Source organism: Rhodoferax lacus (genome assembly GCF_003415675.1).
In the GTDB taxonomy this organism is placed as follows: Bacteria; Pseudomonadota; Gammaproteobacteria; order Burkholderiales; family Burkholderiaceae_C; genus Allorhodoferax; species Allorhodoferax lacus.
In genome coordinates this window covers 511,199-535,760 of sequence record NZ_QFZK01000002.1, presented here as the reverse complement: position 1 = coordinate 535,760, position 24,562 = coordinate 511,199, and the positions used below count along the sequence as shown (strand labels likewise).

Below are 24,562 nucleotides of genomic sequence, written 5' to 3'. Positions count from 1 at the left end.
TTCTGGTTACCCTTTTAGCGAATTCAGTTCGTCCACGTTGATGCTGGACTTGTTGCGGAACAGCAAGACCAGGATCGCCAAGCCAATAGCGGACTCGGCAGCGGCTACCGTCAGAATGAAGAACACGAAGATCTGGCCGTGCATGTCATGCAGGTAATAGGAGAAAGCAACGAAGTTGGTGTTCACCGCCAGCAGCATCAGCTCAATCGCCATCAGCAACACAATCAGGTTACGACGGTTGAGGAAGATGCCAACAACGGACATGGCGAACAGAATCGCGCCCAATGCCAAAAAGTGACCTAGTGTGAGTGTCATGCTTTTACCTCTGCAGCAGCAACCGGTGCTGGCTCGGGAGCCACTTGCGTGGCATCCATCTTGAGCACCGTCATACGATCGCGTGCCTTGACGCGAACTTGCACGCCGGGGCTTACATACTTGCTGTCCTTGCGGGCTCGCAGTGTCAATGCAATGGCGGCAATCATGGCCACCAGCAGGATGGCTGCAGCAACCTCCAGCGGGTAGATGTACTGCGTGAACAGCACGACACCGAGTTCCTTGGTGTTGGACACCATGGGCTCAGCGGTGCCTGCCAATTCCGCGCCCCGGAAGCCTTTCATCAGTACGGCGGACATTTCCAGCGCAATGATCACGCCCACCAGGGCAGCAAAGGGAAAGTGCTTCCAGAAGCCCTGACGCAGGTTCTCCATGTTGATGTCCATCATCATCACGACGAAGAGGAACAGCACCATCACCGCCCCCACATAGACCAGCACCAGAACGATGGCCAGGAACTCAGCTTTCAGCAGCATCCAGATCATGGCGGCCTGGAAAAAGGTGAGCACCAGGAACAACACGGCATGCACCGGGTTGCGCGCGGTAATCACACGGAATGCTGCGATCAGCAAGACCGTGGAGAAGACATAAAAAAGACCGGTTGTGACATTCATATTCAAATTCTTTCTGTCATGGGCCTTAGCGGTACTTGGCGTCGGACTGCTTGGCAGCCGCGATCACGCTCTCATACCGGTCACCCACGGCCAACAGCATGTCTTTGGTGAAGTACAGGTCGCCCCGCTTTTCACCGTGGTATTCCAGAATGTGGGTCTCCACAATCGAATCCACCGGGCAGCTCTCTTCGCAGAAGCCGCAGAAGATGCACTTGGTGAGGTCGATGTCATACCGCGTGGTGCGGCGTGAGCCGTCGGCGCGCACATCGGATTCGATGGTGATGGCCATGGCCGGGCAAACCGCTTCGCACAGCTTGCAGGCAATGCAGCGCTCTTCGCCGTTTTCATAACGGCGCAGGGCATGCAGGCCACGAAAACGTGGGGACAGAGGCGTCTTTTCTTCCGGGAACTGCACCGTTACCTTGCGGCGAAACAGGTAGCGGCCAGTCAGGGCCAAGCCCTTGAACAGTTCAATCAGCAGAAAGCTGTAGAGAAAGTCCTTGAGCGAAAAAACGGAGGGCGTGCGGGCTACAAAGTGGTTAGACATAGTGGCTTCCTTCACTTCCAGATGTTGAAGGGAGTTTGCATCCAGATGCCCACCACCGTCAGCCATACCAGCGTCAGGGGAATGAACACTTTCCAGCCCAGGCGCATCACCTGGTCATAGCGGAAGCGGGGGAATGTGGCGCGCACCCAGATGAAGAAGCTCACCACCAGGAAGGTCTTGGCACCCAGCCAGATCCAGCCGGGAATGAAGTCCAGCGCAGCAACCGGGGACAGCCAGCCGCCCAGGAACAGGGTGGCTGCCAGGATGGAGATCAGCCACATGTTGGCGTATTCCGCCAGGTAGAACATGGCGTAGGACATGCCCGAGTACTCAACCATGTGACCGGCCACAATTTCAGCCTCGCCTTCCACCACGTCAAAAGGATGGCGGTTGGTTTCGGCCAGGCCGGAGATGATGTAGATCACAAAGATCGGCAGCAGCGGCAGCCAGTTCCAGGACAGAACGCCCAAGCCCATGTCCGCCATGGTGCCTTTGCTCTGCCCCATCACAATATCCGTGAGGTTCATACTGCCCGACACCATGAGCACCACCACCAGGCAGAAGCCCATGGCGATTTCGTAGCTCACCATCTGTGCCGAGGCGCGGATGGCACCCAGGAAGGCGTACTTGGAGTTGGAAGCCCAACCGGAAATCACCACGCCGTAGACTTCCACCGAGGCGATAGCCATGACATACAGCAGACCGGCATTCACGTTGGCCAGAGCCACATCAGGGCCAAAGGGCACAACCGCCCAGGCGGCCATGGCCGGCATGATGGTCAACACCGGACCAATGAAAAACAAGCCCTTGTTGGCTGCGGTAGGAACCAGAATTTCCTTGGTCAGCAGCTTCATGGCGTCCGCGATGGGCTGCAGCAGCCCCCAAGGACCCACGCGATTCGGCCCTAGGCGCACTTGCATCCAGCCCAGGAACTTGCGCTCCCACAGCGTCAGGTAGGCCACAGCGCCCATCAGCGGCAGGACCACGACGACGATCTTGATCAGCGTCCAGATCACCGGCCAGACCAGGGCTGCCCACCAGGCGTCGCTCACCAGCCCTGCGCCTGCGTTGAATATTGCGTCAATCATGCCAATGCCTCCTGCCCTGCGGCCTGGGTTGCAGCACCGCGACCATCGGCCGTCAATTGCAGGCTGGTCGAGCGGCGCACCAGACTGTCGAGCTGATAAATCGATGCCACAACCGGCGCCCCATTGGCTGGGGTCACATCAATGGACGCAGTCGTTGCATTGCCCAGGCGGCTTGCAGGAACGAACGCGGGCGCGCCACCGTTGTCACGGTGCATCGCAGCGAGCACCTCTTGTGAAGACTCGAAATCAAAACCGGGCAGGCCCAGCAGATTGGCCAGCACGCGCATCACTTTCCAGGCCGGACGGGCTTCACCCAGGGGACGCACCACCGCAAAGAAACTCTGCACGCGGCCTTCGGCATTGACGAAGGTTCCGGCCGTTTCGGTGAACGGTGCAATCGGTAGCAACACATCGCTAAAGGCCATGTTGGCCTTGAAGGGGCTGAGCGTAACCACCATGTCGGCCTTGTCCAAGGCCATGGCAGCCTGCTCACCGGCAGCGCTGTCAAGAACGGGTTCGGTGTTCAGCAGAATGGCCGCCTTGAGTCCGCCGGACAGCATCTGCCCTGCGTTCAAGCCATCCATGCCCGGCAGGGCACCGGCGATTTGCGCACCTACGGTGTTGGCAGCCTCGGTGAGGTAACCCACGGTGGCACCGGTCTCGGATGCAATCCAGTTGGCCAGTGCCAGCAGGCTGGAAGCCTTGGCATGGTGGGCTGCCGCGTTGCCCAGAAGAATGGCTTTGCGCTCGCCACCCAGGAGGCTGACAGCAATGGCCCGGGCCACTTCACTGGCGCTTCCCGCCGCGGGTGCAGCAACGCCCTTCTCAGCGGCAATGGCAGCAGCGATATCGGCCAGGGCTTGCACCCAATTGGAGGCAGGCACATTCAAAGCGTTGGCCACAGGCAGGGCCCAATCAAACGACTGTGCATTGAGCGCACTGACCTGGCAGCCCATCTTGGCGGCTTGGCGAATGCGTTGGGCAAACAGCGGATGGTCCTTGCGCAGGTTGGTGCCCACGACCAGCACGCGTTCCAGGTGCGTGAGCGATGCAATCGAAGTGCCCAGGTAACGTGCCTTGTCCGAAGTTTCGAACTCGGCATTGCGCAGGCGGTAGTCAATGTTTTCGCTGCCCAGACCGCGCACCAGTGCAGCGGCCAGATGCAGCTCTTCGAGCGTGCTGTGCGGGCTCACCAGCGCACCGATGGACTGGGCGCCGTGGTTGGTCTTGATTTGCTTGAGGCCGTTGGCCACGTATTCCAAGGCGGTTTGCCAATCGACCGTCTTCCATTCGCCACCCTGCTTGAGCATGGGCGCCGTCAGGCGTTCGGCACTGTCCAGGGCTTCGTAGGAAAAACGGTCACGGTCTGCAATCCAGCATTCGTTGACGGCTTCGTTTTCCAGCGGCACCACGCGCATCACCTTGTTGCTTTTGACCTGGATGATCAGGTTGGAGCCGGTGGAATCGTGTGGGCTGACCGACTTGCGGCGCGACAGCTCCCAGGTGCGGGCGCTGTAGCGGAAGGGCTTGCTGGTAAGCGCGCCCACCGGGCAGATGTCGATCATGTTGCCGGAGAGTTCCGAGTCGATAGTCTGGCCGACAAAGGTTTCAATCTCGGCGTGTTCGCCGCGGTGCGACATGCCCAGTTCCATCACGCCGGCGACTTCCTGGCCGAAACGGACGCAACGCGTGCAGTGGATGCAGCGGCTCATTTCTTCCATGGAGATCAGCGGGCCCACATCCTTGTGGAAAACGACGCGTTTTTCTTCTTCGTAGCGCGAAGTGGATCCGCCGTAGCCCACAGCCAGATCCTGCAGCTGGCATTCGCCGCCTTGGTCGCAGATGGGGCAATCCAGCGGGTGGTTGATGAGCAAAAACTCCATCACCGACTTCTGCGCCTTGATGGCCTTGTCGCTCTTGGTGCGCACGATCATGCCCTGGGTCACAGGCGTGGCACAGGCGGGCATGGGCTTGGGCATCTTCTCCACATCCACCAGGCACATGCGGCAGTTGGCTGCAATGCTGAGCTTCTTGTGGTAACAGAAATGGGGGATGTAGGTTCCAGCTTTGTCGGCCGCATGCATCACCATGCTGCCTTCAGAGATTTCAACCTTTTTGCCGTCGAGTTCGATTTCAATCATGCTTTTGACTCGGTCAGACGTTGGTGGCGTTGGCCGTGACCATGCAGGTCTTGTGCTCAACGTGGTGCACAAATTCGTGCCGGAAGTGCTTGATCATGGCGCGCACGGGCATGGCCGCTGCGTCACCCAGGGCACAAATGGTGCGGCCCATGATGTTCTCTGCCACGTTGTCCAGCAGGTCCAGATCAGCCGCGCGGCCGGTGCCGCCTTCAATGCGGTCCACCACGCGGGACAGCCAGCCTGTGCCTTCGCGGCAGGGCGTGCACTGGCCACAGGATTCGTGGGCATAGAAGTAGCTCAGGCGCTGCAGGGCCTTGACCATGCAACGGCTGTCGTCCATCACGATGACCGCGCCCGAGCCCAGCATGGAGCCAGCCTTGGAGATGGAGTCATAGTCCATGGTGCATTCCATGATGACGGAGGCGGGCAGCACGGGCGAAGACGATCCACCAGGGATCACAGCCTTCAGGGTGCGGCCCTTGCGCACGCCACCGGCGAGCTCGAGCAGCTTGGCAAACGGCGTGCCCATGGGCACTTCGTAGTTGCCGGGCAGCTCCACGTCACCGCTGACCGAATAGATCTTGGTGCCGCCGTTGTTGGGCTTGCCGCATTCCAGATAGGCTTGCGAGCCGTTGCGGATGATCCAGGGGACAGCAGCAAAGGTTTCGGTGTTGTTGATGGTGGTGGGCTTGCCGTACATGCCAAAGCTGGCCGGGAACGGTGGCTTGAAGCGGGGCTGGCCCTTCTTGCCTTCGAGCGACTCGAGCAGCGCGGTTTCTTCGCCGCAGATGTAGGCACCAAAACCATGTGCTGCGTGCAACTGGAAGTTGAACTCGCTGCCCATGATCTTGTCACCGAGGTAACCGGCGGCGCGGGCCTCTTCGAGGGCTTCTTCGAAGCGGTCATAAGAAGCAAAGATTTCACCGTGGATGTAGTTGTAACCCACGCTCACGCCCATGGCGTAGGCTGCGATGATCATGCCTTCAATCACGATATGCGGATTGAATTGCAGGATGTCGCGGTCCTTGCAGGTGCCGGGCTCGCCTTCGTCAGAATTGCAGACCAGGTACTTCTGGCCGGGGAACTTGCGGGGCATGAAGCTCCACTTCAGGCCCGTGGGGAAGCCCGCGCCGCCGCGGCCACGCAGGGCCGACTCTTTGACGGTGGTGATGACCTGGTCTTGCGTCATGCCGGCCACGCCGGTTTCAGCGTTAGGCTCGGAGCCGTCCTTGCCCAGAATCTTGCGCAAGGCCTGGTAGCCGCCGCGCGATTCGTAATCCTTGAGGCGCCAGTTGGAGCCATTCAGTCCGGCATAGATTTGCGGATTGATGTGGCGGTCATGGAAGCAGGTCTGGACGCCGGTGGCGGCGAACTGGTCGATGATGTCCTGTGCGCTCATGCCTTGCCTTCCGCGGCACGGATGCCGTCAACCAATTGGTCCAGCTTGTCATTCGACATGAAGCTGCACATCTTGCGGTCGTTGACCAGCAGGACGGGAGAATCGGCGCAGGCACCCAGGCATTCGCTTTGCTGCAGGGTGAACAGGCCGTCGGACGTAGTTTCACCCATGTGGATGCCCAGCTTGTGTTCCAGGTGGTGCAGAGCCTTCTGGCCGTCACGCAACTGGCAGGGCAAGTTGGTGCAGACATTGAGCTTGAACTTGCCAACCGGTTTCTGGTTGTACATGTTGTAGAAGCTGGTCACTTCGTGCACGGCCATGGGCGCCATGCCAAGAAAGTCGGCCACGACTTTTTCGCTCTCGGAGCTGACATAGCCGAGCTCCTGCTGCACGATGGACAGACAGGCCATCACGGCCGACTGGGCCTGCTCGGCCGGATACTTGGCAACTTCTTTGGCGAAGCGCGCTTTGGTAGCGTCGGAGATCATCGATCAATCTCTCCAAAAACAATGTCAATCGTGCCGATCACGGCAACGGCGTCGGCAATCATGTGCCCTTTGGCCAGCTCGTTGAGGCCTGACAGGTGCACAAAGCCAGGTGGGCGAATCTTCAGGCGGTAGGGCTTGTTGGCACCATCGCTGACGATGTAAATGCCGAACTCGCCCTTGGGATGTTCCACCGCCGCATAGGCTTCGCCTTCGGGCACCCGAAAACCTTCGGAGAACAGCTTGAAGTGGTGAATCAGCTCTTCCATGCTGGTCTTCATGGACTCGCGCGAAGGAGGCGCCACCTTGTGGTTGTCGGTAATGACAGGGCCGGGGTTGGCACGCAGCCAGGTTACGCACTGCTTGATCAGTTCGTTGGACTGTTTCATCTCTTCCATGCGAACCAGGTAACGGTCATACACGTCGCCGGTCCTGCCCACGGGAATGTCGAAGTCCAGCTGGTCATAGACCTCGTAGGGCTGCTTCTTGCGCAGATCCCAGGCAATACCGGAGCCACGCAACATGGGGCCGGTGAAGCCCAGGTTCATGGCGCGCTCGGGCGTGACGATACCGATGTCCACCGTGCGCTGTTTCCAGATACGGTTGTCGGTCAGCAGGGTGTGGTATTCGGCCAGGCACGCGGGGAAGCGCGTGGTGAAGTCGGTGATGTAGTCCAACAGCGAACCCTTGCGGTTGCTGTTGAGCTCTTCCATGCCCTTGGCATTGCGCACCTTGCTGGCCTTGAACTGCGGCATGGTTTCCGGCAGGTCGCGGTACACACCACCCGGGCGGAAATAGGCTGCATGCATGCGCGCGCCGCTGACGGCCTCGTACATGTCAAACAGGTCTTCGCGCTCGCGGAAGGTGTAGATCAGGATGGTGGAGCTGCCAAGGTCATTGCCGTGCGAGCCCAGCCACATCAGGTGGTTCAGCAAGCGTGTGATCTCGGCAAACATCACACGGATGTATTGCGCGCGGATCGGCACTTCAATGCCCAACAGCTTTTCAATCGCCAGGCAGTAGGCGTGCTCATTGCTCATCATGGACACGTAGTCGAGACGGTCCATGTAGGGCAGAGACTGGATATAGGTTTTGGTCTCGGCCAACTTTTCGGTGGCACGGTGCAAGAGACCAATGTGCGGGTCAGCGCGCTGAATCACTTCGCCGTCGAGCTCCAGCACCAGACGCAGCACGCCGTGTGCCGCCGGGTGTTGCGGTCCGAAATTGAGGGTGTAGTTTTTGATTTCGGCCATGGTTACTGTGTCCCGCCGTATTTGTCTTCGCGAATCACACGTGGTGTGATTTCACGCGCTTCGATGGTGACGGGCTGGTACACCACACGCGCCTGCTCGGCGTCATAACGCATTTCCACATGGCCTTCTGCGGGAAAGTCCTTGCGGAAGGGGTGACCAATAAAGCCGTAGTCAGTGAGAATGCGCCGCAGGTCTTCATGGCCTTCAAAGACGATGCCATACAAGTCAAAAGCTTCCCGCTCAAACCAGTTGGCCGAGGACCAGAGCTTGGAGACCGAGGCCACGATGGGCATGCCATCATCGGGCGCAAACACCTTCAGGCGCAGACGCTGGTTGAGTGAAACCGACAGCAAGTGCGACACCGCGCAAAAACGCAGCCCGGTGTAGTCACCATTCTTGTACTCGGAATAGTCAACGCCGCACAGATCGATGAGTTGCTCAAACTGGCAACCGACAGAGTCCCGCAGCAATTGGGCAGCCACTAGGTAGTCTGCAGCAGCCACAACGACTGTGACTTCGCCCAGTGCAATCGAAATATTTTGAACCTTGGCACCCAACGCGGCCAGCACGGCATCACGGGTCGCCTCAGGGCGCACGGAATATGTTGTCATGCTCTTCCTTTAGGCCCGTGCAATGGTCTGGGTGCGACGGATTTTGAGTTGCAGTTGCATGATGCCGTAGATCAGCGCTTCCGCAGTGGGAGGACACCCCGGCACATACACATCAACAGGAACGATGCGGTCACAGCCGCGCACCACAGAGTAACTGTAGTGGTAGTAGCCACCACCATTGGCGCAGGAGCCCATGCTGAGCACCCAGCGCGGCTCGGACATCTGGTCATAGACCTTGCGAAAGGCCGGCGCCATCTTGTTGGTCAGCGTACCCGCCACAATCATCAGATCGGACTGGCGCGGACTGGCGCGAAACACCTCCGCACCAAAGCGGCTGATGTCATACCGGGCGCAGGCTGCGTGCATCATCTCCACAGCGCAGCAAGCGAGGCCAAAGGTCATGGGCCAGACGGAGCCGGTTTTGGCCCAATTCATCACTGAGTCGTAGCTCGTGGTGACGAAACCTTCTTTGAGTACACCTTCAATCATCTGTTTACTCCCAATCGAGGGCGCCCTTTTTCCACATATAGACAAAACCGATGGTCAATACACCCACAAATTCCAGACCAATCAGAAAACCCATCAAGCCAGTTTCCTTGAGCGTGACTGCCCAGGGAAACAGGAAAGCAGTTTCCAGATCGAACAGAATAAACAGGATGGCCACCAGGTAGTAGCGCACGTCAAACTTCATGCGGGCGTCTTCAAACGCCTCGAAGCCGCATTCATAAGGGGAGTTTTTTGCCGCGTCCGGGCGATTGGGGCCGAGGATGTAGCCGATCACCTGAGGGGCTACGCCGACACCAATGCCGACCAAGATGAACATGAGGACGGGAAGATACTGATCTAGGTTCATCTTTGGATCTAATCACCGTTAACTGACTTCACGCGGACAAAACTCCGGTTCAAGCCAAATTGTTTGGTGCCGTCGGCGAGACTCGAACTCGCACAGCTTTCGCCACTACCACCTCAAGATAGCGTGTCTACCAATTTCACCACGACGGCGGCTTTTACTTGCCGAATTTGCATGAGGAACCTTGCGGCTTTTGCTCATCCAGCAGGCCTAGAGTTTACCCTGAATTCCCCCCGCTTCTCCTAGGGGGATGCGAATTACTTGGCGGGAATTTGGGCCGCGCCAGAGGCGGGAGCAGCCGGTGCGGCAGGGGCTGCACTGGCAGCAGGTGCCACGGCTGCGGCCGACTCCAAAACGCTGCCGGAACTGCTGGGACGCAGGTTGCCAAAATAGGCCAAAGCCAGCGTGCAGACAAAGAAAACCGTGGCCAGCACGGCGGTGGTGCGCGAGAGAAAGTTGGCACTGCCGCTGGCGCCAAACAGGCTGCCGGAGCCACCGCTGCCAAAGGCCGCGCCCATGTCTGCACCTTTGCCGTGCTGCACCAGAATCAAGCCAATCATGGCCAGGGCCGACAACATCTGAACCGTCAAAATAATAGTAACCACTACGCTCATACTTCTCTCCTAAATCGTGAAATGCTTGCTGACAGCCTTATTTGGCCGCGGCAATGATGGATAAAAAATCGGCCGCCTTGAGGGCAGCACCGCCCACCAGGCCGCCATCGATATCGGGCTGGGCCAGCAGTTGCTCGGCATTGGCGGCATTCATGCTGCCGCCGTACAAAATGTGCACGCGGTCGGCGTGTTCGCTGGCAGCCTGCAATTGGGCACGCAGCACCGCATGCACCTGCTGTGCCATCTCAGGCGTGGCGGTTTTGCCGGTGCCAATGGCCCAGACGGGCTCGTAGGCAACCACAATCTCGCTGATGCAGTGGCCGTTGGCATGGATCACCGCTGCCAGTTGGCGCTTGACTACCTCTTCGGTGCGTCCAGACTCGCGCTCAGCCAGTGTTTCGCCTACACACACGATGGGAGTGATGCCCGCGGCCAGGGCGCGTGTGGCTTTAGTGGCCACGATGGCATCGGTTTCGCCGTGGTACTGGCGGCGCTCCGAATGGCCCACGATGGCGTAACGCGTGCCGAAGTCTTTCAGCATGGCGGCCGAGATTTCACCGGTGTAGGCACCTGACTCGTAAGCCGATACGTCCTGGGAGCCCAACGCAATGCCGGTGCCTTCCACAATGCCCTGCACCTGCGCCATGTAGACGGCGGGCACACACACGGCCACCAGACAGTTCCAGCCCGCAGACTGGTCCAGCAAGGCCTTGAGCAGGGCCGCATTGGATGCAGCCGTTCCGTTCATTTTCCAATTACCGGCGATCAGTTTTTTCTTCATGCTGTTCCCCAATTCAAAACAATTTTGCCCACATGCTGGTTGGACTCCATCAAGGTGTGCGCCGCAGAGGCACCGCTTCCCGTTGCCTGCGATGGGTCTATTGCATCAAATACCGTATGAATCACAGGCTTGATGCGCCCGGCTTCCAGCAGCGGCCAGACCCTGGCCAAGCAGGCCTGTGCAATCGCCTGCTTGAAGGCCACCGTCCGCACACGAAGCGTGGAGCCAGTCACCGTGAGGCGCTTGCGCATCACCAGCCCGGCATTGATCTCGCTCTTGACGCCGCCCTGCACCGCAATGATGACCAGACGGCCATCTTCTGCCAGGCAGTTGAGCTCGCGCGCCACGTAATCACCAGCCACCATGTCCAGCACCACATCCACTCCCCGGCCATCGGTCAGGCGCTTGACTTCTGCTTCGAAGTCCTGGGTCTTGTAGTTGATGGCGTGGTCGGCACCCAGTGCGCGTATGGCATCGCACTTGGCATCGCTGCCTGCGGTGGCGATCACCTTGGCACCCAGGGCCTTGGCCAACTGGATGGCCGTCACGCCAATGCCGCTCGTTCCGCCCTGCACCAACAGCGTTTCACCAGCGGCCAGACGGCCGCGGTCAAACACATTGCTCCAGACGGTGAAAAAAGTCTCTGGCAGGCTGGCAGCCTCCACGTCACTCAAGCCCTTGGGCACTGGCAGGCACTGGGCCACGGGCGCCACGCAATACTCGGCATAGCCGCCACCCGCCACCAGTGCGCACACACGGTCGCCCAGTTGCAAACCCGCAGCTTGCATGGCCTGTGCATCACCGCTGACGATGCTGCCTGCCACTTCCAGACCGGGGATGTCGGATGCGCCAGCAGGCGCCGGGTAATGCCCGGCCCGCTGCAGCACGTCCGGGCGGTTGACACCGCTGGCACGGACGCGCAGGCACACCTCGCCCGCACCAGCGATCGGCATGGGGCGCTCTGCCAGACGCAGGACGTCCGGAGGGCCGAAAGATGCAATTTCAATAACGTGCATGGAGCTTGAGGGTTAAAGGCCATCTGCGCACAGGTCGCAGATGGCCTTTGGGCCCTGACGCTGTTGCGTCTTAACCCTGGTGGTCGCCGTGCGAAGGACGGTCCAGCAGGGCCTTCATGGACAGCTTGATGCGGCCCTTCTCATCGGTTTCCATGACCTTGACCTTGACGATCTGGCCTTCGGACAGGTAGTCGGAAACCTTCTCCACGCGCTCATGGGCGATCTGGCTGATGTGCAGCAGTCCGTCCTTGCCGGGCAGCAGGTTGATCAGGGCGCCGAAGTCCAGAATCTTGGTGACCGGGCCTTCGTAGACCTTGCCAATTTCCACTTCAGCGGTGATCTGCTCGATGCGGCGCTTGGCTTCTTCGGCCTTGGCGGGATCAGCAGAAGCGATGGTGATGGTGCCGTCTTCCTCGATGTTGATCTGGGTGCCGGTTTCTTCGGTCAGCGCACGGATCACGGAGCCGCCCTTGCCGATCACGTCACGGATCTTCTCGGGGTTGATCTTCATGGTGAACAGACGCGGAGCGAAATTGGACACTTCGGTCTTGGCTTCCGACATGGCTTCCTGCATCTTGCCCAGAATGTGCATGCGGGCTTCCTTGGCCTGGGCCAAAGCGACTTGCATGATTTCCTTGGTAATGCCCTGGATCTTGATGTCCATCTGCAGCGCGGTAATGCCGTTGGTGGTACCGGCAACCTTGAAGTCCATGTCGCCCAGGTGGTCTTCATCACCCAGGATGTCGGTCAGCACGGCAAAGCGGTTGTCTTCCTTGATCAGGCCCATGGCAATACCAGCCACGTGCGCCTTCATGGGCACACCGGCGTCCATCAGGGACAGGCAGCCGCCGCAGACCGAAGCCATGGAAGAGGAACCATTGGACTCGGTGATTTCCGACACCACACGCATGGTGTAAGGGAAGGCGTCCTTGTCGGGCAGGCAGGCGATCAGTGCGCGCTTGGCCAGACGGCCGTGGCCGATTTCACGGCGCTTAGGCGTTCCCACACGACCGGTTTCGCCGGTGGCGAAGGGAGGCATGTTGTAGTGGAGCATGAAGCGGTCTTCGTACTCGCCAGACAGTGCGTCAATACGCTGTGCATCGCGCTCGGTGCCCAGGGTCGTGACCACCAGAGCCTGGGTTTCGCCGCGTGTGAACAGGGCAGAACCGTGGGTGCGGGGCAGCACGCCGTTGCGGATTTCGATGGGGCGCACGGTGCGTGTATCGCGGCCGTCAATGCGGGGCTCACCGGCCAGAATCTGGCTGCGCACGATCTTGGCTTCGATCTCGAACAGCAGGCCTTCAATGGCCACGGAGTCGAACGATGCGCCATCGGCCTTCAGGGCGGCCATGACTTCGGAGTAGGCTGCGCGGCAGGCCTGGGTGCGGGCTTGCTTGTTGCGGATCTGGTAGGCAGCAACCAGCTTGTCCTTGGCCAAGCCGTCGATCTTGGCGATCAGGGCCTGGTCCTTGGCGGGGGCTTTCCAGTCCCACAGCGGCTTGCCAGCGTCACGCACGAGTTCGTGGATGGCGTTGATGGCGATATTGCCCTGCTGGTGACCGTAAACCACGGCACCGAGCATGACTTCTTCGGACAGTTGCTTGGCTTCCGACTCCACCATCAGCACAGCGGCTTCGGTACCTGCCACCACCAGATCCAGCACCGAATCCTTGCGGGCGGTCTGGCCGGGGTTGAGCACGTACTCACCGTTGACGTAGCCCACGCGGGCCGCACCGATGGGGCCGCTGAACGGCACGCCAGAGACCGAGAGCGCAGCGCTGACGGCAATCATGGCGGCAATGTCGGCATCCACTTCGGGATTCAGGGACACGGTATGCACAACGACGTGCACTTCGTTGAAGAAGCCTTCGGGGAACAGGGGGCGGATGGGGCGGTCGATCAGGCGGCTGGTCAGGGTTTCAAACTCGCTGGGGCGGCCTTCGCGCTTGAAGAAGCTGCCGGGGATCTTGCCCGCAGCGTAGGTCTTTTCGAGGTAGTCCACCGTCAGGGGGAAGAAGTCCTGACCGGCCTTGCCTTCGGTCTTGGCAACCACGGTGGCCAGCACCACGGTGCCGTCCATGTCCAGCAGCACAGCGCCGGTGGACTGACGGGCGATTTCGCCGGTTTCCATGGTGACCGTGTGCTGGCCCCATTGGAAGGTTTTGCTTACTTTTTTGAACATCGTCATATGCTTTTCTCCATTGATTTCGGAAATGAAATGGGAGGTACAGGTCACCTCGCCCAGACCCGGATTCAAGCTCGCAGTCCACGATGCCATTCCAGCGGCACTTGCGTCAAATGACGCTGGAATGACACAGCTTCGCTCTGCTTTTGCTGTCTCCGAAGTAAAAAACGCCTGAGCTAGTGACCTAACTCAGGCGCCTCACTTATCTTGTGATCCCTTACTTGCGCAGGCCCAGCTTGGCGATCAGCGCGGTGTAACGGTCAGCGTCACGGCTCTTCAGGTAGTCGAGCAGCTTGCGGCGACGGCTCACCATGCGCAACAGACCGCGGCGACCGTGGTGGTCTTTGGCGTGGGTCTTGAAGTGGGGAGTGAGTTCGTTAATACGGGCGGTCAACAGTGCAACTTGCACTTCGGGGGAACCGGTATCACCGACGCTGCGGGCGTTGTCTTTGACAACAGTGGCTTTGATGCTGGATGCGATCATGTTTTTTTTCCTGTGTGGGCACCGCTCTTTGCAGAGGGCTGTCCCGGTTGATGAACTTGCGTGCGGTGCTGGAACTGCTCCGAACGTGCGCCTTGCATTGTGCAAAGCCCGCAGATTATAGCTGAGTGCACGACTGCATCCCGCCGCCTGCCTTGCGGCATGCGCTGCAACCCAGGCCTGCGGGCACGCCAGATAGCGGTGCCGACCCTGTTTTCAAGGCCAATCGCGCAACAATAAAGATGCGGGAATTTACTTGAATTCGCTGGGGACGGTCGCAGTTTGGAAGCATGCGGCGCTCATGGTGAGCGGCGCGCCACGTACACCTTGTACCAGGAGTTACCCATGTTATTTGCCAGCACCCACCCTGCCCTGCGCCGCAATGTCTACGCCCACAGCGGCCGTGCTCTGGAGCGTTTCCTGAGCGAAGCGCACAGCGAGACCAGCAAGACGTCCACCCAGTACCAGCAGGACGAGAGCGCCTTTCATTTGAAGCTGGACATGCCCGGCATTGCCCGCGAGCAATTGGCCATTTCCATCGAAGGCGCTGTTGTGCGCATCAGCAGCCGCGAGGGCGCAGAGCGCCAGTACCGCGCGGCTTACGAGTTGCCACAGGACATTGACGCGGGCTTGAGCGAAGCCAAGCTGGAAAACGGTGTACTCACGCTCAAGCTGACGAAAAAGGTGCCCGTCAGCAACGCCACCGAAATCACGGTCCAGTAAGGGGCGCTTACAGGGTATCCAGGGGCCAGCGTGGTTTGACGTCGAAGGCGTATGCCATGCTGGCCTGCTGCTGCCCGCTTTGCAGGCGCATACCGGCGGCCAAGGCAATCATGGCACCGTTGTCGGTGCACAAATGCAGCTCCGGGTAATGGACCCGGATATTGCGCTTGGCACTGGCCGCATTGAGTTCGCTGCGCAAATGCCGGTTGGCGCCCACGCCTCCCGCCACCACCAATCGATTGAGCCCAGTCTCCTTCAGAGCCGTCATGGACTTTTTAACCAGCACGTCCACGATGGCTGCTTGGGTGGACGCCGCCAGATCGCACTGCTGTGAGCGGGGCAAGGCTTCAAAATGGGCCACCCCATCGGCCGCAAGCATCTTCTGCGACTGCACCAGCACCGCCGTCTTCAAACCCGCAAAGGAAAAATCCAGATTGCCACTGTGCAGCAGCGGCCTGGGCAAGGCATAGGCCTTGGGGTTGCCTGCCTCGGCCATGCGCGCCAACAGGGGCCCGCCAGGGTAGGCCAGGCCCATCAGCTTGGCCGACTTGTCAAAGGCTTCACCAGCCGCATCGTCAATCGACTCGCCCAGCAATGCATAGCGCCCGACTCCGTCCACGCGCATCAGCTGCGTGTGGCCGCCAGACACCAGCAGGGCCACAAAAGGAAACTGCGGCGGGTCGGCACTCAGAAAGGGCGACAGCAGATGGCCCTCCAGGTGGTGCACGCCCAGCACCGGTCGCGCCAGCGCCGCACCCAGGGCGCAGGCTACACCCGCACCTACCAGCAGGGCACCTGCGAGGCCAGGGCCGCGCGTGTAGGCCACCACGTCGATGTCCTGCAGCGTGCAGGCCGCAGCAGTCAGGACTTCCTGTGTCAGCGGCAGCACCCGGCGGATGTGGTCACGGCTGGCCAGTTCAGGCACTACACCGCCGAAAGCCTGGTGCATTTCAATCTGGCTGTACAGGGCATGTGCCAGCAGGCGCGGCACCTCCGGCGAGCCGGTTGCGGCCTCGCACTCCACCAAGGCCACGCCGGTCTCGTCGCATGACGATTCAATTCCCAACACCAACAACTTTTGCACCATAGGGCGCAGAGTTTAGAGTAAGGCCATGGACATCGATATTGAATCTCTGGAACGGGCCACGCTGGATGCAGTGGCCCCGGCTGAAGTGGGCGCCCTGCCCGGCTGGCTGCTGCCCTACGACCAGAGCACGGTGGGCCGCGCCATCAGTGCGGTGCCGTTGCGCCACGACGAAGTGCACTGCGGCCTGGTGTCCACCATTGAAACGATCTATGCCGATCGCGGACTGATGGCTCAATTCCGTATTGCGGATGTCCCTGGTCTGGAGCCCTTGCGACAAGAGTTGCTGAGCAAGGGCTATACCGCCCAACAACCCACCCTGACGCTTGCGGGATTGGTGAGTCAGTGGCCTATAGCCTTTCCGGAATGCGCAGCAGTGCTCAGCACGAACCCTACGGAGGCTTGGGAATCGGTTTATTTATCAGAGGACTTTGACGTGGTGGACGGCGCCAACCGTGTGCGTGCCCTGAGCCGCAGCAAATGCCTGGTGTATGCCAGTCTGAGCAATGCATCAGGAACCATTGCCGCAGGTACGGCTGCATTTAGCCATGGGTGGGTCAGCTTGCATGGAATGCGCACCGTGGCGCGCGAACGGGGAAAGGGCCATGCCACCGCATTGATAGCTGCACTGGGCCAAGAGGCACAAACCAGAAAAATGGAGCGTTGTTTTTTACAAGTGGAGGCAGGGAACGCGCCTGCCCTTCATTTGTACCAAGGCCTGGGCTTCCAGGCCGTTTGGCGCTATCACTATTGGCGCAAGACCATTTAGGCGGCTGCGGCGTGGTGCGACGCGTTCACCGCAGGTTCCGCCTGGAATTCGGGAACCTGCACATGACGGCGGCGCTTGCGCACGATAACGGCGGGAGACGCAACCACGGCATGAGAGCGGGAAGCTGCATAAGATTCACCACGACCTGTTGCGCGGGCAATGCGGATCGCATCTTCCACGGCATCGGTACTGAGTGCTTTGACGGTGGAACCGTTAACACGAACGTAGCTGCCTGTTGCGGTGGTTGCCAATAGGCCAAACTCCATGCCCATGCGAACAATGCCCAAAACTTTGAACTCTTTAGGTGCTGCGACAAACGCCTTGATGGTTTGGCTTCCCAACACCACTTGCAAAGGTTGGTGTGATTTGGATTTAGTGTTCATGGTCCACTTTTCGGTGCGTTTGACAGCGACCGCCTCACGGTTAAACATGGTGCAATCTTGCCCACTGCATCAAAAAACAACTTGATCAAAATATGATGAATACAGGCCCCAAACAACGTCCATCTGCAGTCATTTCACTTCCTTGTTCATTGATGGACAATTGAGCAATGGCAATAGGACACTTCATCAAGGAAATCGGTCGCGGCAAGGAAGGCGCACGTGCGCTTTCTCAGAGCCAGGCGGCAGATATGTTTGGCCAAATATTGGACGGTGCGGTGACTGATCTGGAGGTAGGCGCCTTTTGCATTGCGATGCGCATCAAGGGTGAAACACCTGAAGAAATGTGTGGTTTTCTGGAAGCCTTGCATCAGCGACTGACGCCAGTTCGGATTTCCCCTACAGGCCCAGATTGTGCCGCGGTAGTGATCCCCAGCTACAACGGTGCGCGCAAGCTTCCGGTTTTGACACCGCTCTTGGCGCTTCTGTTGGCGCGCAAGGGCTTGCCCGTGCTGATTCACGGCACAGCAACCGAAGACAAGCGCATAGGCGCATCCGAGGTTTTGAGCGCTCTCGGCATTACTGCTCAAAGCACTGCTGAACCACTGGCCAAGGGACAGGTTGCGTTCTATCCCACCGCACTGCTACACGCGGGGTTGCAGCGTCTGCTGGACGTGCGTCGCGTCGTCAACCTGCGCAATCCGGCACACAGCCTTGTCAAATTGATGCAGCCTTGTGAAGGCCCGCAAGTCCTGGTGACCAGCTACACACATCCGGAATATGCGGTATCGATGGAACAAGTGCTGTGCCTCAGGAAATCCACCGCCTTGCTGATTCGCGGAACTGAAGGCGAAGCCGTTGCCGATCCGCGTCGAATGCCAAAAATGCGCTGCATTCAACATGGGCAGCTTGAGTCAGAGCTGGAACATCAAGGCGGCACGCTGACGAGTCTGCCAGATTTGCCACCCTGCGATGCGCAAAGCACTGCGCGTTACATCCAGGCTGTACTGGACGGTACCTTACCCACACCGCAGCCGATTGCCATGCAGGTGGAACAAATTGTCAGACTAGCGAAAATTGCCGGTATGCCCGAGTGAGTAACGGCCGGGCTGTGGCCACACAGCCAGACCATGCGGCTCCAGGCCGACGCGTACCTGATCCACCTTGCCAGACGTGGTGTCGAAGCGGTACACCACATCATCAAAGCGGCCGGAGAGCCATAGCCATTTTCCATCATTGCTGACATTACCCATGTCGGGGCTGCCACCACCGGGCACAGGCCAGTTGGAGACAACCTTGTTGGTCGCGAAGTCAATCACCGTAACACTGCCGGGGCCCTTGCGTTTGCCATGAATGGAGTGCGATCCTCGGTTGGCGACATACAGCAATTTGCCATCCCGGCTGGGGTACAGGCCATGAGCGGCCACACCCGTGGTAATAAAGCCCACCTCCTTGAATGCATCACCATCCAGCAGATGCAAACCGTCCGCTTCCATGTCAGCAATATAGAAAAGCTTGCCATTGGGGGATATGCGAATGTCCTGCGGCATGCCCTTCTTGGAAGTGCAAATTTCGGTCTCCAGCGGGTTGGGCGATTTAACGCTGTCCTTGAAACGTGTCTTTGGCATTTCCAGTTTCAGGTAGCCCACCAGGGTCTTGTTCACCATATCAATCTTGGCCACACTGCCTTCGAATTCGCAGGTGAAGATAGCGTAGCGACCGTCAATAGAAAAATCACCATGGTTGATGCCACCGCACTTGGGCGCTTCAATCGAATACTGCAACTTCAGCGTCTTGGGATCGCGAAAATCCAGTCTGTGCTTGGCTTCGGCCACCACAATAGTGGACTGTCCGTCAGGTGTGAAATACACGTTGTACGGGTCATCCACTGCAATCGCCTTGCCCGGCTTGCCCGTGCGCGGATCCACTGGGGTCAGGCTGCCGTCATTGCCACGCTCGGCGTTATTGGCAACCCAGAGTGTTCGCATATCCCACGAGGGAACAATGTGCTGCGGCGCACGGCCCACCGAAAAGCGGTCCACGACCTTCAGCGTGTTCGGGTCAATCACGGTCACGTTGTTGCCGCGCAAATTGGGCACGTAAACGCGCTCCAGATCTTCCTTGACAGCGGGCAGCATCTGGCCGGTGCGTATCTCGCTATAGAGGTTATCCGGGTCCACCACCGCAGCCATGCCGGGCACGGTGTTTACTGTCGGTTTGGTCGAAACCGGGGTAGCAGCCGAAGCACCACCCAAGTTGGACATAGCCGCCAGTGTCAGGATGCATTGGGCCAACGCGTTGGTCTTTTTGTATTTCATGTTCAAAGCTCTTACTTGTAATAGTTATCGTATGGCATGCTGTTTTACAGCGTCTTGTATGGCTTGCACAGACCGGTCCACGATTGCGCGAACACCCAACTGCCCCAGATCCGCCGAAGATTTTCTGGGATCACCGTAAACACCGTCGCCGGGTCCGGTTTTGGCGCCCTCCGCCAGCAAGTCAGTTCGCACCAATGCCTTGTCTATGGCCAACATCAGTGATGTATCAGCCAAGCCGGCATGGGTACCAATCTCGGCATCGGAGAATCCCTTGCTGCGCAAGGCCTGAATATAGGGCCCCTGGGATGCCTCGTAATAGGCCGTCAAAGCCAGGGCACGGAAGCGACTGTCGGCAGCCCATTCCTTGTTGATCTTGTCGGCGGCTCGCACTTCACTCTTCTGGTAGCCGCCATGGTCCCCGAGGAACACCACGTCGTGAAAACCGTGCTGCTTGAAACTCCTGGCCGTAGATTCCAGCAGAGATTCAAAGGTTGCTTCCGATATCGAGATCGTGCCGCTGAAGCGCATATGCGCAACGGGTGGGAAGATGGCACCTTCTGGCACATAGGCCAACACGGGAGCCACAATGGCATTGCCCAACTTTTGTGCAATTTGTCCCGCCAGCGCTTTCACACGTGTGTTGTGTTTGCCTAGCGCCATGTGGGGGCCATTCTGCTCGGTGCCTCCTATGGGCACGAGCACTGTGGTGTGCCCATCTGCCACAGCTGTTCGCAACTCGAAGGAAGTCAGGTCTTCCAGATAGACCGAATTGGGACGGCCCCCTGCAACTGCGACCCCGAAATGAACCAAAGCACAAAATACCAAAAAGCGGGTGAACGTGTTAAAGGAAATGTTGACGCGATAGGCCATGTGGACAGTGGAAGAGGATGAGTCGGCATTTTACGTGGCCGCATGCCCGTGACCCGACCGACCAGAAGTGACCCCGCTTGCGTCAAATCAAGCACCGTCACAATAAGCCGGCGGACCAGCAAATGCACGCACAACTCGTTGCAAATGACGCCGGCCAGTTAACACTGCAGACACAGACTGGCGCTCAAAATCCCGGCTTTGACAACACTATTGTGAGACTCCCGCATGAACAAATACCAACGCTCAGCTGTCACTGCTGCCATTCTGGCCCTGGCCTTCGCAGGTGCTCAGGCACAAACCACCACCACCACGACGCCAACAACAACGAACGCGGTGACAGTTCCCGCTGAGGTCAGTGCTGCACAGGCCCTCGTCGCCAGCGACCTGAGCGCACTCAAGGCTGCCCAAGCCCAATACGAGGCCGATAGGGCTGCCTCGAAGGACACCGCGGCGGACCTAGCCGCGCTGCAAGCTGCCAAGACACAACTCAAGACAGATCAACAGGCACTGGAGACAGCTGCCAAATCATTTCTGGCAGCAGACAAGTTGACGGTAAAAGCCGACCAAGCGCAACTCAAGGCCGATGTGGTGGCCGCCCTGAACACCGCCACCATTACCGCAGACAAAGCTGCGGTTGACTCCGCTGAAGCCAAGCTGAAGGCTGACCTGGCTGCAGGCAACACCAGCGCCATCGCTGCTGACAAAGCCGCACTGGCAGCCACCAAAAAAACACTCGCCACAGACAGCGCTGCAGCCATCTCGGCGTCTACGGCAGTGGCCGCCGACAAAGCGGCCCTGACTGCTGCCATTCAGGCGCTCAAGGCAGACCGCGCTGCGCTGGCTGCCGCCGGAGTGACGTCACGGGAATTCCACGTTTCCAGCAATGGCGCAGAACACGGCGAAGCCAAGGGTGAGTCAAAAACCACATCCAAGGGCGAATCCCATGCATCCGCTGGTGGTCAGGGTGGCAATGGTGGCCAAGGCGGTCACGGTGGCAAAAGCGGCCACAGCAAATAACTGACATTCAGACGATTTTGCAGTGGATGAGCGCATCCTCATCCACTGCATAAACCGCGCACAGCCGGTGGTAGCCGTCAGCAATTACCACCCTCCCCTGCGCCTCATCCCTGAGCAAGAGCAGCGGTGACAACAACACCCCGTCACTGATCTTCTTGCTGTCCTTTTGCACGTGGGAATTGCCTGCGGCCAGCAAAGGCAGTTGGGAAGCCCGAAAAATATCCTTGGCCTTGAACTGCTTGAGCGAAGCCCCGCGCAGGCGCTGGACTATGGCATGCGCAACATCTTCGGTATGCAACAGATGCAGGTACGACTCCGCCGCAGGGTAGTCATGCTCTTCCACATCGCCTAACCAACGCACCTGAATTGCCGTGTCTTTGGACATGCAAACCTCCTTCTTCCGGGATGGATCAGCCGCCCAGAATAGACCAAAAAAATGGAAAAGCGGAAAATGCGCAATGTTTTGCAGAATGCCTGCCAAGTGCCAGAAGCAACACCTTCGGCTCATCTTTAATCCAAATTAAATTCAAATAAATAGGCAAATGTTGATATAAACAGGGGTCCAACTAGATAAATATGGAGCGATCTCCTGATTCGCAACTTGCGTGGCGCTTTTTGGAAGCACACCCTTGCGGTCACAAGACAAGATAAAAAATGCAAGACACGAAGAACAGATTTGCGCGGGTTGGAATGGCCGTTTTGTGCGCGTGCCTCACCTCCATGCCGCACGCATTGGCTCAAAGCCACTTGACGCCCCTTGGCAAACCCCGCCCTGTCGCCCTGTCTGCTGCACCAAGCGCCATCCCCGCCGCCGCCCTCTCTACCAAAGCCGCCCTAAACCAGTTGCCCTTGCGCCAGCAGCGCATCAGCCTCAAGGCCATGGGCATTTCGCGGCCCCTCTCCCTGCGTGGCATTGAAGGCAGCGCCAGCGCCGGCATGGGGGTGCGGCTGGACGAAGTGGTGGAATCTGCGCGCCTGCACCTGATCTTTACCCTGTCACCGGCCCTGTTGCCGGGCGTGTCCCACCTCAAGGTCTATTTCAACGACGAAGTGCTGCAAACCGTGGCCGTGGAAAAAGACAAGCTGGGCGCGCAGCAGTCTGCTGATCTTGCGATTGACCCGCGCTACTTTGCCGACTTCAACCGCCTGCGCTTTCAGCTCATAGGCCACTACACGCTGGAGTGCGAAGCCCCCAACCACACCAGCCTGTGGGCCAGCATCAGCAACGACAGCTACCTGGACCTGGGCCTGCGCCAATTGCCACTCAAGAGCGATCTGGCCCTGCTGCCCGCGCCCTTCTTCGACCCGCGTGACAACCGGCAACTCCAGTTGCAGTTTGTCTACGGCGCCCACCCGTCCACCGGACTGCTCAAGGCGGCAGGCTCGGTGGCCACCTGGATGGGCATGCTGTCGTCTTACCGCGGCACCCGCTTCCAGGTGGTGGAGAACAGCCTGCCGGACCGCCACGCCATCGTCCTGGCCAGCAACCAGAACCGTCCAGCCTTCCTGAAAGACCTGCCCCCGGTCAGCAAACCCACGCTGACCATGCTGGCCCACCCGACCCTGCCCGGCGCCAAGCTCCTGCTGGTGCTGGGCCAGGACGATGCCCAGGTACAGCAAGCCGCCGAGGTGCTGGCCAGCGGACGCGCTGCCCTCAGCGGCGACAGCATGGCGGTGAACCTGCTGGAGCCGACCGCGCCGCGCGAAGCCTATGACGCTCCGCGCTGGATCAGCACCAAGCGTCCGGTGCAACTGGGCGAACTGGTGCCCAACGCGGCCGACCTGCAGATTCGCGGAACGGTGCTCAACGACGTCATCCGCGTCAACACCCAGATGGCGCCCGATCTCTTCACCTGGAATGCCGGGGGCGTGCCCATGAACCTGCAGTACCGTTACACGCCCACCGTCCTGTCCAACCAAGGTACGCTGGACCTGTCGATCAACGACCAGTTCATCAAATCGTATGCGCTGGCCTCCAGCGAAGACGCCAACACCGTGGCCAGCAACATCTTGCTGCCCTTGTTCGATGACAGCAGCGTGCAAGCCAAGACGGATTACAAAATTCCGGCCTTCCTGATCGGCGGTGACAACCAGCTGCAATTCGCCTTCCAGATTCCGCCCACCGACCTGGGCCGCTGCCGCACCGTGCAGCCGCCCGAAATGCGCGCCGCCGTGGACCCGCAGTCCACCATCGACCTCACCGGCTTCTACCACTACCTGGCCATGCCCAGCATGGCCGCCTATGGCAACAGCGGCTTCCCGTTTACCAAATACGCAGACCTGGCACAAACCTCGGTCATCCTGCCCAACGACACCACGGTGGCGGATGTGGAGCTGTATCTCACCGCCTTGGGCCGTCTGGGTGCCAGCACCGGCCTGGCAGGCACGCGTTTCAAGCTGTTGAAGGCCGCTGACTGGGAGCAGGCCCGGGGCACCGACCTGCTGGTGGTGGCGCACGCCGACAGCGACGGCCTGCTGGCCCGGTGGGGCCACAACCTGCCAGCCCTGATCGACAAGGGCACGCGCTCCATCCGCCCCCTGGACCGCGCGCTGGGCAATGTGATGGACTTCTTCAGCATCGACAACGAAAGGCGCCTGGCTTCCGCAGGTGGCAAGGCCATTCTGGAAGGCAAAGGGCCACTGGCCGCCATTGCCGGACTGCAGTCTCCGCTGGACGCCGATCGCACGGTGGTGGTCCTGACCGCCACCGACACGGCCAGCCTGCAAACCATTGCCAATGCCCTGACCGACCCGGCCAAGGTGCAGTCCATGCGCGGTGACCTCAGCCTGCTGCGCGCAGACGCCGTGGAGAGCTTTCGCATCAACCCGGTGTATTACGTGGGTGACCTGCCCTGGTGGCGCAAGCTCTGGTTTGCCCTGCACAGCCACCCCACGCTGCTGGCCCTGGTGGGCATTGCCACCGGCTTGCTGCTGAGCTTTATCGTGTTCGTCGGCCTGCGTTCCATGGCGCGGCGGCGCCTTAACCCACAGGCATGAGACCTG

26 protein-coding genes and 1 tRNA gene are annotated in these 24,562 nt (G+C 59.5%); 5 read left to right on the top strand and 22 right to left on the bottom strand.

Annotated features, from left to right (window positions below; all coding sequences use genetic code 11):
• Nucleotides 1-6 precede the first annotated feature (6 nt).
• From nuoK to rpsO, 17 genes are all read right to left on the bottom strand, one after another.
• Nucleotides 7-315 carry an NADH-quinone oxidoreductase subunit NuoK gene (gene nuoK, locus DIC66_RS06125; protein WP_117175052.1) on the bottom strand — a complete coding sequence of 103 codons (309 nt, stop codon included), beginning with the start codon at nucleotides 313-315 and terminating at the stop codon, nucleotides 7-9.
• Nucleotides 312-947 (bottom strand): NADH-quinone oxidoreductase subunit J, encoded by a 636-nt coding sequence (locus DIC66_RS06120; protein ID WP_117175050.1) that lies wholly within the window; start codon nucleotides 945-947, stop codon nucleotides 312-314. The genes nuoK and DIC66_RS06120 overlap by 4 nt, the downstream gene beginning before the upstream one ends.
• Nucleotides 948-972: 25 nt before the next feature.
• Complete coding sequence (nuoI, locus tag DIC66_RS06115) at nucleotides 973-1,494, bottom strand: NADH-quinone oxidoreductase subunit NuoI (RefSeq protein WP_117175048.1); 522 nt, start codon at nucleotides 1,492-1,494, stop codon at nucleotides 973-975.
• A gap of 11 nt (nucleotides 1,495-1,505) precedes the next feature.
• Nucleotides 1,506-2,582, bottom strand: coding sequence for an NADH-quinone oxidoreductase subunit NuoH (nuoH, locus tag DIC66_RS06110; RefSeq protein ID WP_117175046.1), 1,077 nt, complete (start codon nucleotides 2,580-2,582; stop codon nucleotides 1,506-1,508).
• Complete coding sequence (gene nuoG, locus DIC66_RS06105; protein ID WP_117175044.1) at nucleotides 2,579-4,723, bottom strand: NADH-quinone oxidoreductase subunit NuoG; 2,145 nt, start codon at nucleotides 4,721-4,723, stop codon at nucleotides 2,579-2,581. The genes nuoH and nuoG overlap by 4 nt, the downstream gene beginning before the upstream one ends.
• A 13-nt stretch (nucleotides 4,724-4,736) precedes the next feature.
• A complete protein-coding gene (gene nuoF / locus DIC66_RS06100; RefSeq protein WP_117175042.1) occupies nucleotides 4,737-6,122 on the bottom strand; it encodes an NADH-quinone oxidoreductase subunit NuoF in 1,386 nt (461 codons plus the stop codon).
• Nucleotides 6,119-6,610 (bottom strand): NADH-quinone oxidoreductase subunit NuoE, encoded by a 492-nt coding sequence (gene nuoE, locus DIC66_RS06095; RefSeq protein ID WP_117175040.1) that lies wholly within the window; start codon nucleotides 6,608-6,610, stop codon nucleotides 6,119-6,121. Before nuoE ends, nuoF begins: the two co-directional genes overlap by 4 nt.
• On the bottom strand, nucleotides 6,607-7,860 hold the full coding sequence (locus DIC66_RS06090; RefSeq protein ID WP_117175038.1) for an NADH-quinone oxidoreductase subunit D: 1,254 nt from the start codon (nucleotides 7,858-7,860) through the stop codon (nucleotides 6,607-6,609). The genes nuoE and DIC66_RS06090 overlap by 4 nt, the downstream gene beginning before the upstream one ends.
• Nucleotides 7,861-7,862: 2 nt before the next feature.
• The gene (locus DIC66_RS06085; protein WP_117175036.1) at nucleotides 7,863-8,471 is read right to left on the bottom strand and encodes an NADH-quinone oxidoreductase subunit C; all 609 of its coding nucleotides are present in this window, start codon (nucleotides 8,469-8,471) and stop codon (nucleotides 7,863-7,865) included.
• A gap of 9 nt (nucleotides 8,472-8,480) precedes the next feature.
• Complete coding sequence (locus DIC66_RS06080; RefSeq protein ID WP_117175034.1) at nucleotides 8,481-8,960, bottom strand: NuoB/complex I 20 kDa subunit family protein; 480 nt, start codon at nucleotides 8,958-8,960, stop codon at nucleotides 8,481-8,483.
• 4 nt (nucleotides 8,961-8,964) lie between these two features.
• The gene (locus tag DIC66_RS06075; protein WP_117175032.1) at nucleotides 8,965-9,324 is read right to left on the bottom strand and encodes an NADH-quinone oxidoreductase subunit A; all 360 of its coding nucleotides are present in this window, start codon (nucleotides 9,322-9,324) and stop codon (nucleotides 8,965-8,967) included.
• Nucleotides 9,325-9,388: 64 nt separating this feature from the next.
• Nucleotides 9,389-9,473 (bottom strand) — tRNA-Leu (locus DIC66_RS06070).
• 105 nt (nucleotides 9,474-9,578) lie between these two features.
• Nucleotides 9,579-9,935: a preprotein translocase subunit SecG gene (gene secG, locus DIC66_RS06065; protein ID WP_117175030.1), complete on the bottom strand. Its 357-nt coding sequence runs from the start codon at nucleotides 9,933-9,935 to the stop codon at nucleotides 9,579-9,581.
• A gap of 37 nt (nucleotides 9,936-9,972) precedes the next feature.
• Complete coding sequence (gene tpiA / locus DIC66_RS06060; RefSeq protein WP_117175028.1) at nucleotides 9,973-10,716, bottom strand: triose-phosphate isomerase; 744 nt, start codon at nucleotides 10,714-10,716, stop codon at nucleotides 9,973-9,975.
• Nucleotides 10,713-11,732 carry an NAD(P)H-quinone oxidoreductase gene (locus DIC66_RS06055; RefSeq protein WP_117175026.1) on the bottom strand — a complete coding sequence of 340 codons (1,020 nt, stop codon included), beginning with the start codon at nucleotides 11,730-11,732 and terminating at the stop codon, nucleotides 10,713-10,715. The genes tpiA and DIC66_RS06055 overlap by 4 nt, the downstream gene beginning before the upstream one ends.
• 70 nt (nucleotides 11,733-11,802) lie before the next feature.
• On the bottom strand, nucleotides 11,803-13,920 hold the full coding sequence (gene pnp / locus DIC66_RS06050; protein ID WP_117175145.1) for a polyribonucleotide nucleotidyltransferase: 2,118 nt from the start codon (nucleotides 13,918-13,920) through the stop codon (nucleotides 11,803-11,805).
• 214 nt (nucleotides 13,921-14,134) lie between these two features.
• The gene (gene rpsO, locus DIC66_RS06045) at nucleotides 14,135-14,401 is read right to left on the bottom strand and encodes a 30S ribosomal protein S15 (protein WP_117175024.1); all 267 of its coding nucleotides are present in this window, start codon (nucleotides 14,399-14,401) and stop codon (nucleotides 14,135-14,137) included.
• A 342-nt stretch (nucleotides 14,402-14,743) separates the two neighbouring features.
• Between rpsO and DIC66_RS06040 the strand changes: the two genes are divergently transcribed.
• Nucleotides 14,744-15,121, top strand: coding sequence for an Hsp20/alpha crystallin family protein (locus tag DIC66_RS06040; RefSeq protein ID WP_117175022.1), 378 nt, complete (start codon nucleotides 14,744-14,746; stop codon nucleotides 15,119-15,121).
• 7 nt (nucleotides 15,122-15,128) lie between these two features.
• On the opposite strand, the gene tsaD is transcribed toward DIC66_RS06040, so the two are convergent.
• A complete protein-coding gene (gene tsaD / locus DIC66_RS06035) occupies nucleotides 15,129-16,208 on the bottom strand; it encodes a tRNA (adenosine(37)-N6)-threonylcarbamoyltransferase complex transferase subunit TsaD (RefSeq protein ID WP_117175020.1) in 1,080 nt (359 codons plus the stop codon).
• 25 nt (nucleotides 16,209-16,233) lie between these two features.
• Between tsaD and DIC66_RS06030 the strand changes: the two genes are divergently transcribed.
• Nucleotides 16,234-16,974, top strand: coding sequence for a GNAT family N-acetyltransferase (locus DIC66_RS06030; protein WP_117175018.1), 741 nt, complete (start codon nucleotides 16,234-16,236; stop codon nucleotides 16,972-16,974).
• Here the strand turns inward: DIC66_RS06030 and DIC66_RS06025 are convergent.
• Nucleotides 16,971-17,357, bottom strand: a complete 387-nt coding sequence (locus DIC66_RS06025) for a hypothetical protein (RefSeq protein ID WP_147321248.1) — start codon at nucleotides 17,355-17,357, stop codon at nucleotides 16,971-16,973. The genes DIC66_RS06030 and DIC66_RS06025 overlap by 4 nt on opposite strands.
• A 167-nt stretch (nucleotides 17,358-17,524) precedes the next feature.
• Between DIC66_RS06025 and ybiB the strand changes: the two genes are divergently transcribed.
• On the top strand, nucleotides 17,525-18,451 hold the full coding sequence (gene ybiB, locus DIC66_RS06020; RefSeq protein WP_117175014.1) for a DNA-binding protein YbiB: 927 nt from the start codon (nucleotides 17,525-17,527) through the stop codon (nucleotides 18,449-18,451).
• Here ybiB and DIC66_RS06015 read toward each other — a convergent pair.
• Nucleotides 18,422-19,672, bottom strand: a complete 1,251-nt coding sequence (locus tag DIC66_RS06015; protein ID WP_117175012.1) for a YncE family protein — start codon at nucleotides 19,670-19,672, stop codon at nucleotides 18,422-18,424. The two genes, ybiB and DIC66_RS06015, sit on opposite strands and share 30 nt — an antisense overlap.
• 24 nt (nucleotides 19,673-19,696) lie before the next feature.
• On the bottom strand, nucleotides 19,697-20,542 hold the full coding sequence (locus DIC66_RS06010) for a creatininase family protein (RefSeq protein ID WP_117175010.1): 846 nt from the start codon (nucleotides 20,540-20,542) through the stop codon (nucleotides 19,697-19,699).
• A gap of 225 nt (nucleotides 20,543-20,767) precedes the next feature.
• Here DIC66_RS06010 and DIC66_RS06005 point away from each other — a divergent pair, with 225 nt between their 5' ends.
• Nucleotides 20,768-21,559 carry a hypothetical protein gene (locus DIC66_RS06005; RefSeq protein ID WP_117175008.1) on the top strand — a complete coding sequence of 264 codons (792 nt, stop codon included), beginning with the start codon at nucleotides 20,768-20,770 and terminating at the stop codon, nucleotides 21,557-21,559.
• A gap of 7 nt (nucleotides 21,560-21,566) precedes the next feature.
• Here DIC66_RS06005 and DIC66_RS06000 read toward each other — a convergent pair whose 3' ends face one another.
• Nucleotides 21,567-21,944, bottom strand: coding sequence for a hypothetical protein (locus tag DIC66_RS06000; RefSeq protein ID WP_117175143.1), 378 nt, complete (start codon nucleotides 21,942-21,944; stop codon nucleotides 21,567-21,569).
• Nucleotides 21,945-22,306: 362 nt separating this feature from the next.
• On the opposite strand from DIC66_RS06000, the gene bcsB reads away from it, so the two are divergent.
• Nucleotides 22,307-24,556, top strand: a complete 2,250-nt coding sequence (bcsB, locus tag DIC66_RS05995; RefSeq protein ID WP_233505797.1) for a cellulose biosynthesis cyclic di-GMP-binding regulatory protein BcsB — start codon at nucleotides 22,307-22,309, stop codon at nucleotides 24,554-24,556.
• Nucleotides 24,557-24,562: the final 6 nt, after the last annotated feature.

Bases quoted from the DNA above. Each gene is read 5' to 3' on its own strand.
- nuoK (WP_117175052.1), bottom strand. From the start codon at position 315: ATGACACTCACACTAGGTCACTTTTTGGCATTGGGCGCGATTCTGTTC.
- DIC66_RS06120 (WP_117175050.1), bottom strand. From the start codon at position 947: ATGAATGTCACAACCGGTCTTTTTTATGTCTTCTCCACGGTCTTGCTG.
- nuoI (WP_117175048.1), bottom strand. From the start codon at position 1,494: ATGTCTAACCACTTTGTAGCCCGCACGCCCTCCGTTTTTTCGCTCAAG.
- nuoH (WP_117175046.1), bottom strand. From the start codon at position 2,582: ATGATTGACGCAATATTCAACGCAGGCGCAGGGCTGGTGAGCGACGCC.
- nuoG (WP_117175044.1), bottom strand. From the start codon at position 4,723: ATGATTGAAATCGAACTCGACGGCAAAAAGGTTGAAATCTCTGAAGGC.
- nuoF (WP_117175042.1), bottom strand. From the start codon at position 6,122: ATGAGCGCACAGGACATCATCGACCAGTTCGCCGCCACCGGCGTCCAG.
- nuoE (WP_117175040.1), bottom strand. From the start codon at position 6,610: ATGATCTCCGACGCTACCAAAGCGCGCTTCGCCAAAGAAGTTGCCAAG.
- DIC66_RS06090 (WP_117175038.1), bottom strand. From the start codon at position 7,860: ATGGCCGAAATCAAAAACTACACCCTCAATTTCGGACCGCAACACCCG.
- DIC66_RS06085 (WP_117175036.1), bottom strand. From the start codon at position 8,471: ATGACAACATATTCCGTGCGCCCTGAGGCGACCCGTGATGCCGTGCTG.
- DIC66_RS06080 (WP_117175034.1), bottom strand. From the start codon at position 8,960: ATGATTGAAGGTGTACTCAAAGAAGGTTTCGTCACCACGAGCTACGAC.
- DIC66_RS06075 (WP_117175032.1), bottom strand. From the start codon at position 9,324: ATGAACCTAGATCAGTATCTTCCCGTCCTCATGTTCATCTTGGTCGGC.
- secG (WP_117175030.1), bottom strand. From the start codon at position 9,935: ATGAGCGTAGTGGTTACTATTATTTTGACGGTTCAGATGTTGTCGGCC.
- tpiA (WP_117175028.1), bottom strand. From the start codon at position 10,716: ATGAAGAAAAAACTGATCGCCGGTAATTGGAAAATGAACGGAACGGCT.
- DIC66_RS06055 (WP_117175026.1), bottom strand. From the start codon at position 11,732: ATGCACGTTATTGAAATTGCATCTTTCGGCCCTCCGGACGTCCTGCGT.
- pnp (WP_117175145.1), bottom strand. From the start codon at position 13,920: ATGACGATGTTCAAAAAAGTAAGCAAAACCTTCCAATGGGGCCAGCAC.
- rpsO (WP_117175024.1), bottom strand. From the start codon at position 14,401: ATGATCGCATCCAGCATCAAAGCCACTGTTGTCAAAGACAACGCCCGC.
- DIC66_RS06040 (WP_117175022.1), top strand. From the start codon at position 14,744: ATGTTATTTGCCAGCACCCACCCTGCCCTGCGCCGCAATGTCTACGCC.
- tsaD (WP_117175020.1), bottom strand. From the start codon at position 16,208: ATGGTGCAAAAGTTGTTGGTGTTGGGAATTGAATCGTCATGCGACGAG.
- DIC66_RS06030 (WP_117175018.1), top strand. From the start codon at position 16,234: ATGGACATCGATATTGAATCTCTGGAACGGGCCACGCTGGATGCAGTG.
- DIC66_RS06025 (WP_147321248.1), bottom strand. From the start codon at position 17,357: ATGAACACTAAATCCAAATCACACCAACCTTTGCAAGTGGTGTTGGGA.
- ybiB (WP_117175014.1), top strand. From the start codon at position 17,525: ATGGCAATAGGACACTTCATCAAGGAAATCGGTCGCGGCAAGGAAGGC.
- DIC66_RS06015 (WP_117175012.1), bottom strand. From the start codon at position 19,672: ATGAAATACAAAAAGACCAACGCGTTGGCCCAATGCATCCTGACACTG.
- DIC66_RS06010 (WP_117175010.1), bottom strand. From the start codon at position 20,542: ATGGCCTATCGCGTCAACATTTCCTTTAACACGTTCACCCGCTTTTTG.
- DIC66_RS06005 (WP_117175008.1), top strand. From the start codon at position 20,768: ATGAACAAATACCAACGCTCAGCTGTCACTGCTGCCATTCTGGCCCTG.
- DIC66_RS06000 (WP_117175143.1), bottom strand. From the start codon at position 21,944: ATGTCCAAAGACACGGCAATTCAGGTGCGTTGGTTAGGCGATGTGGAA.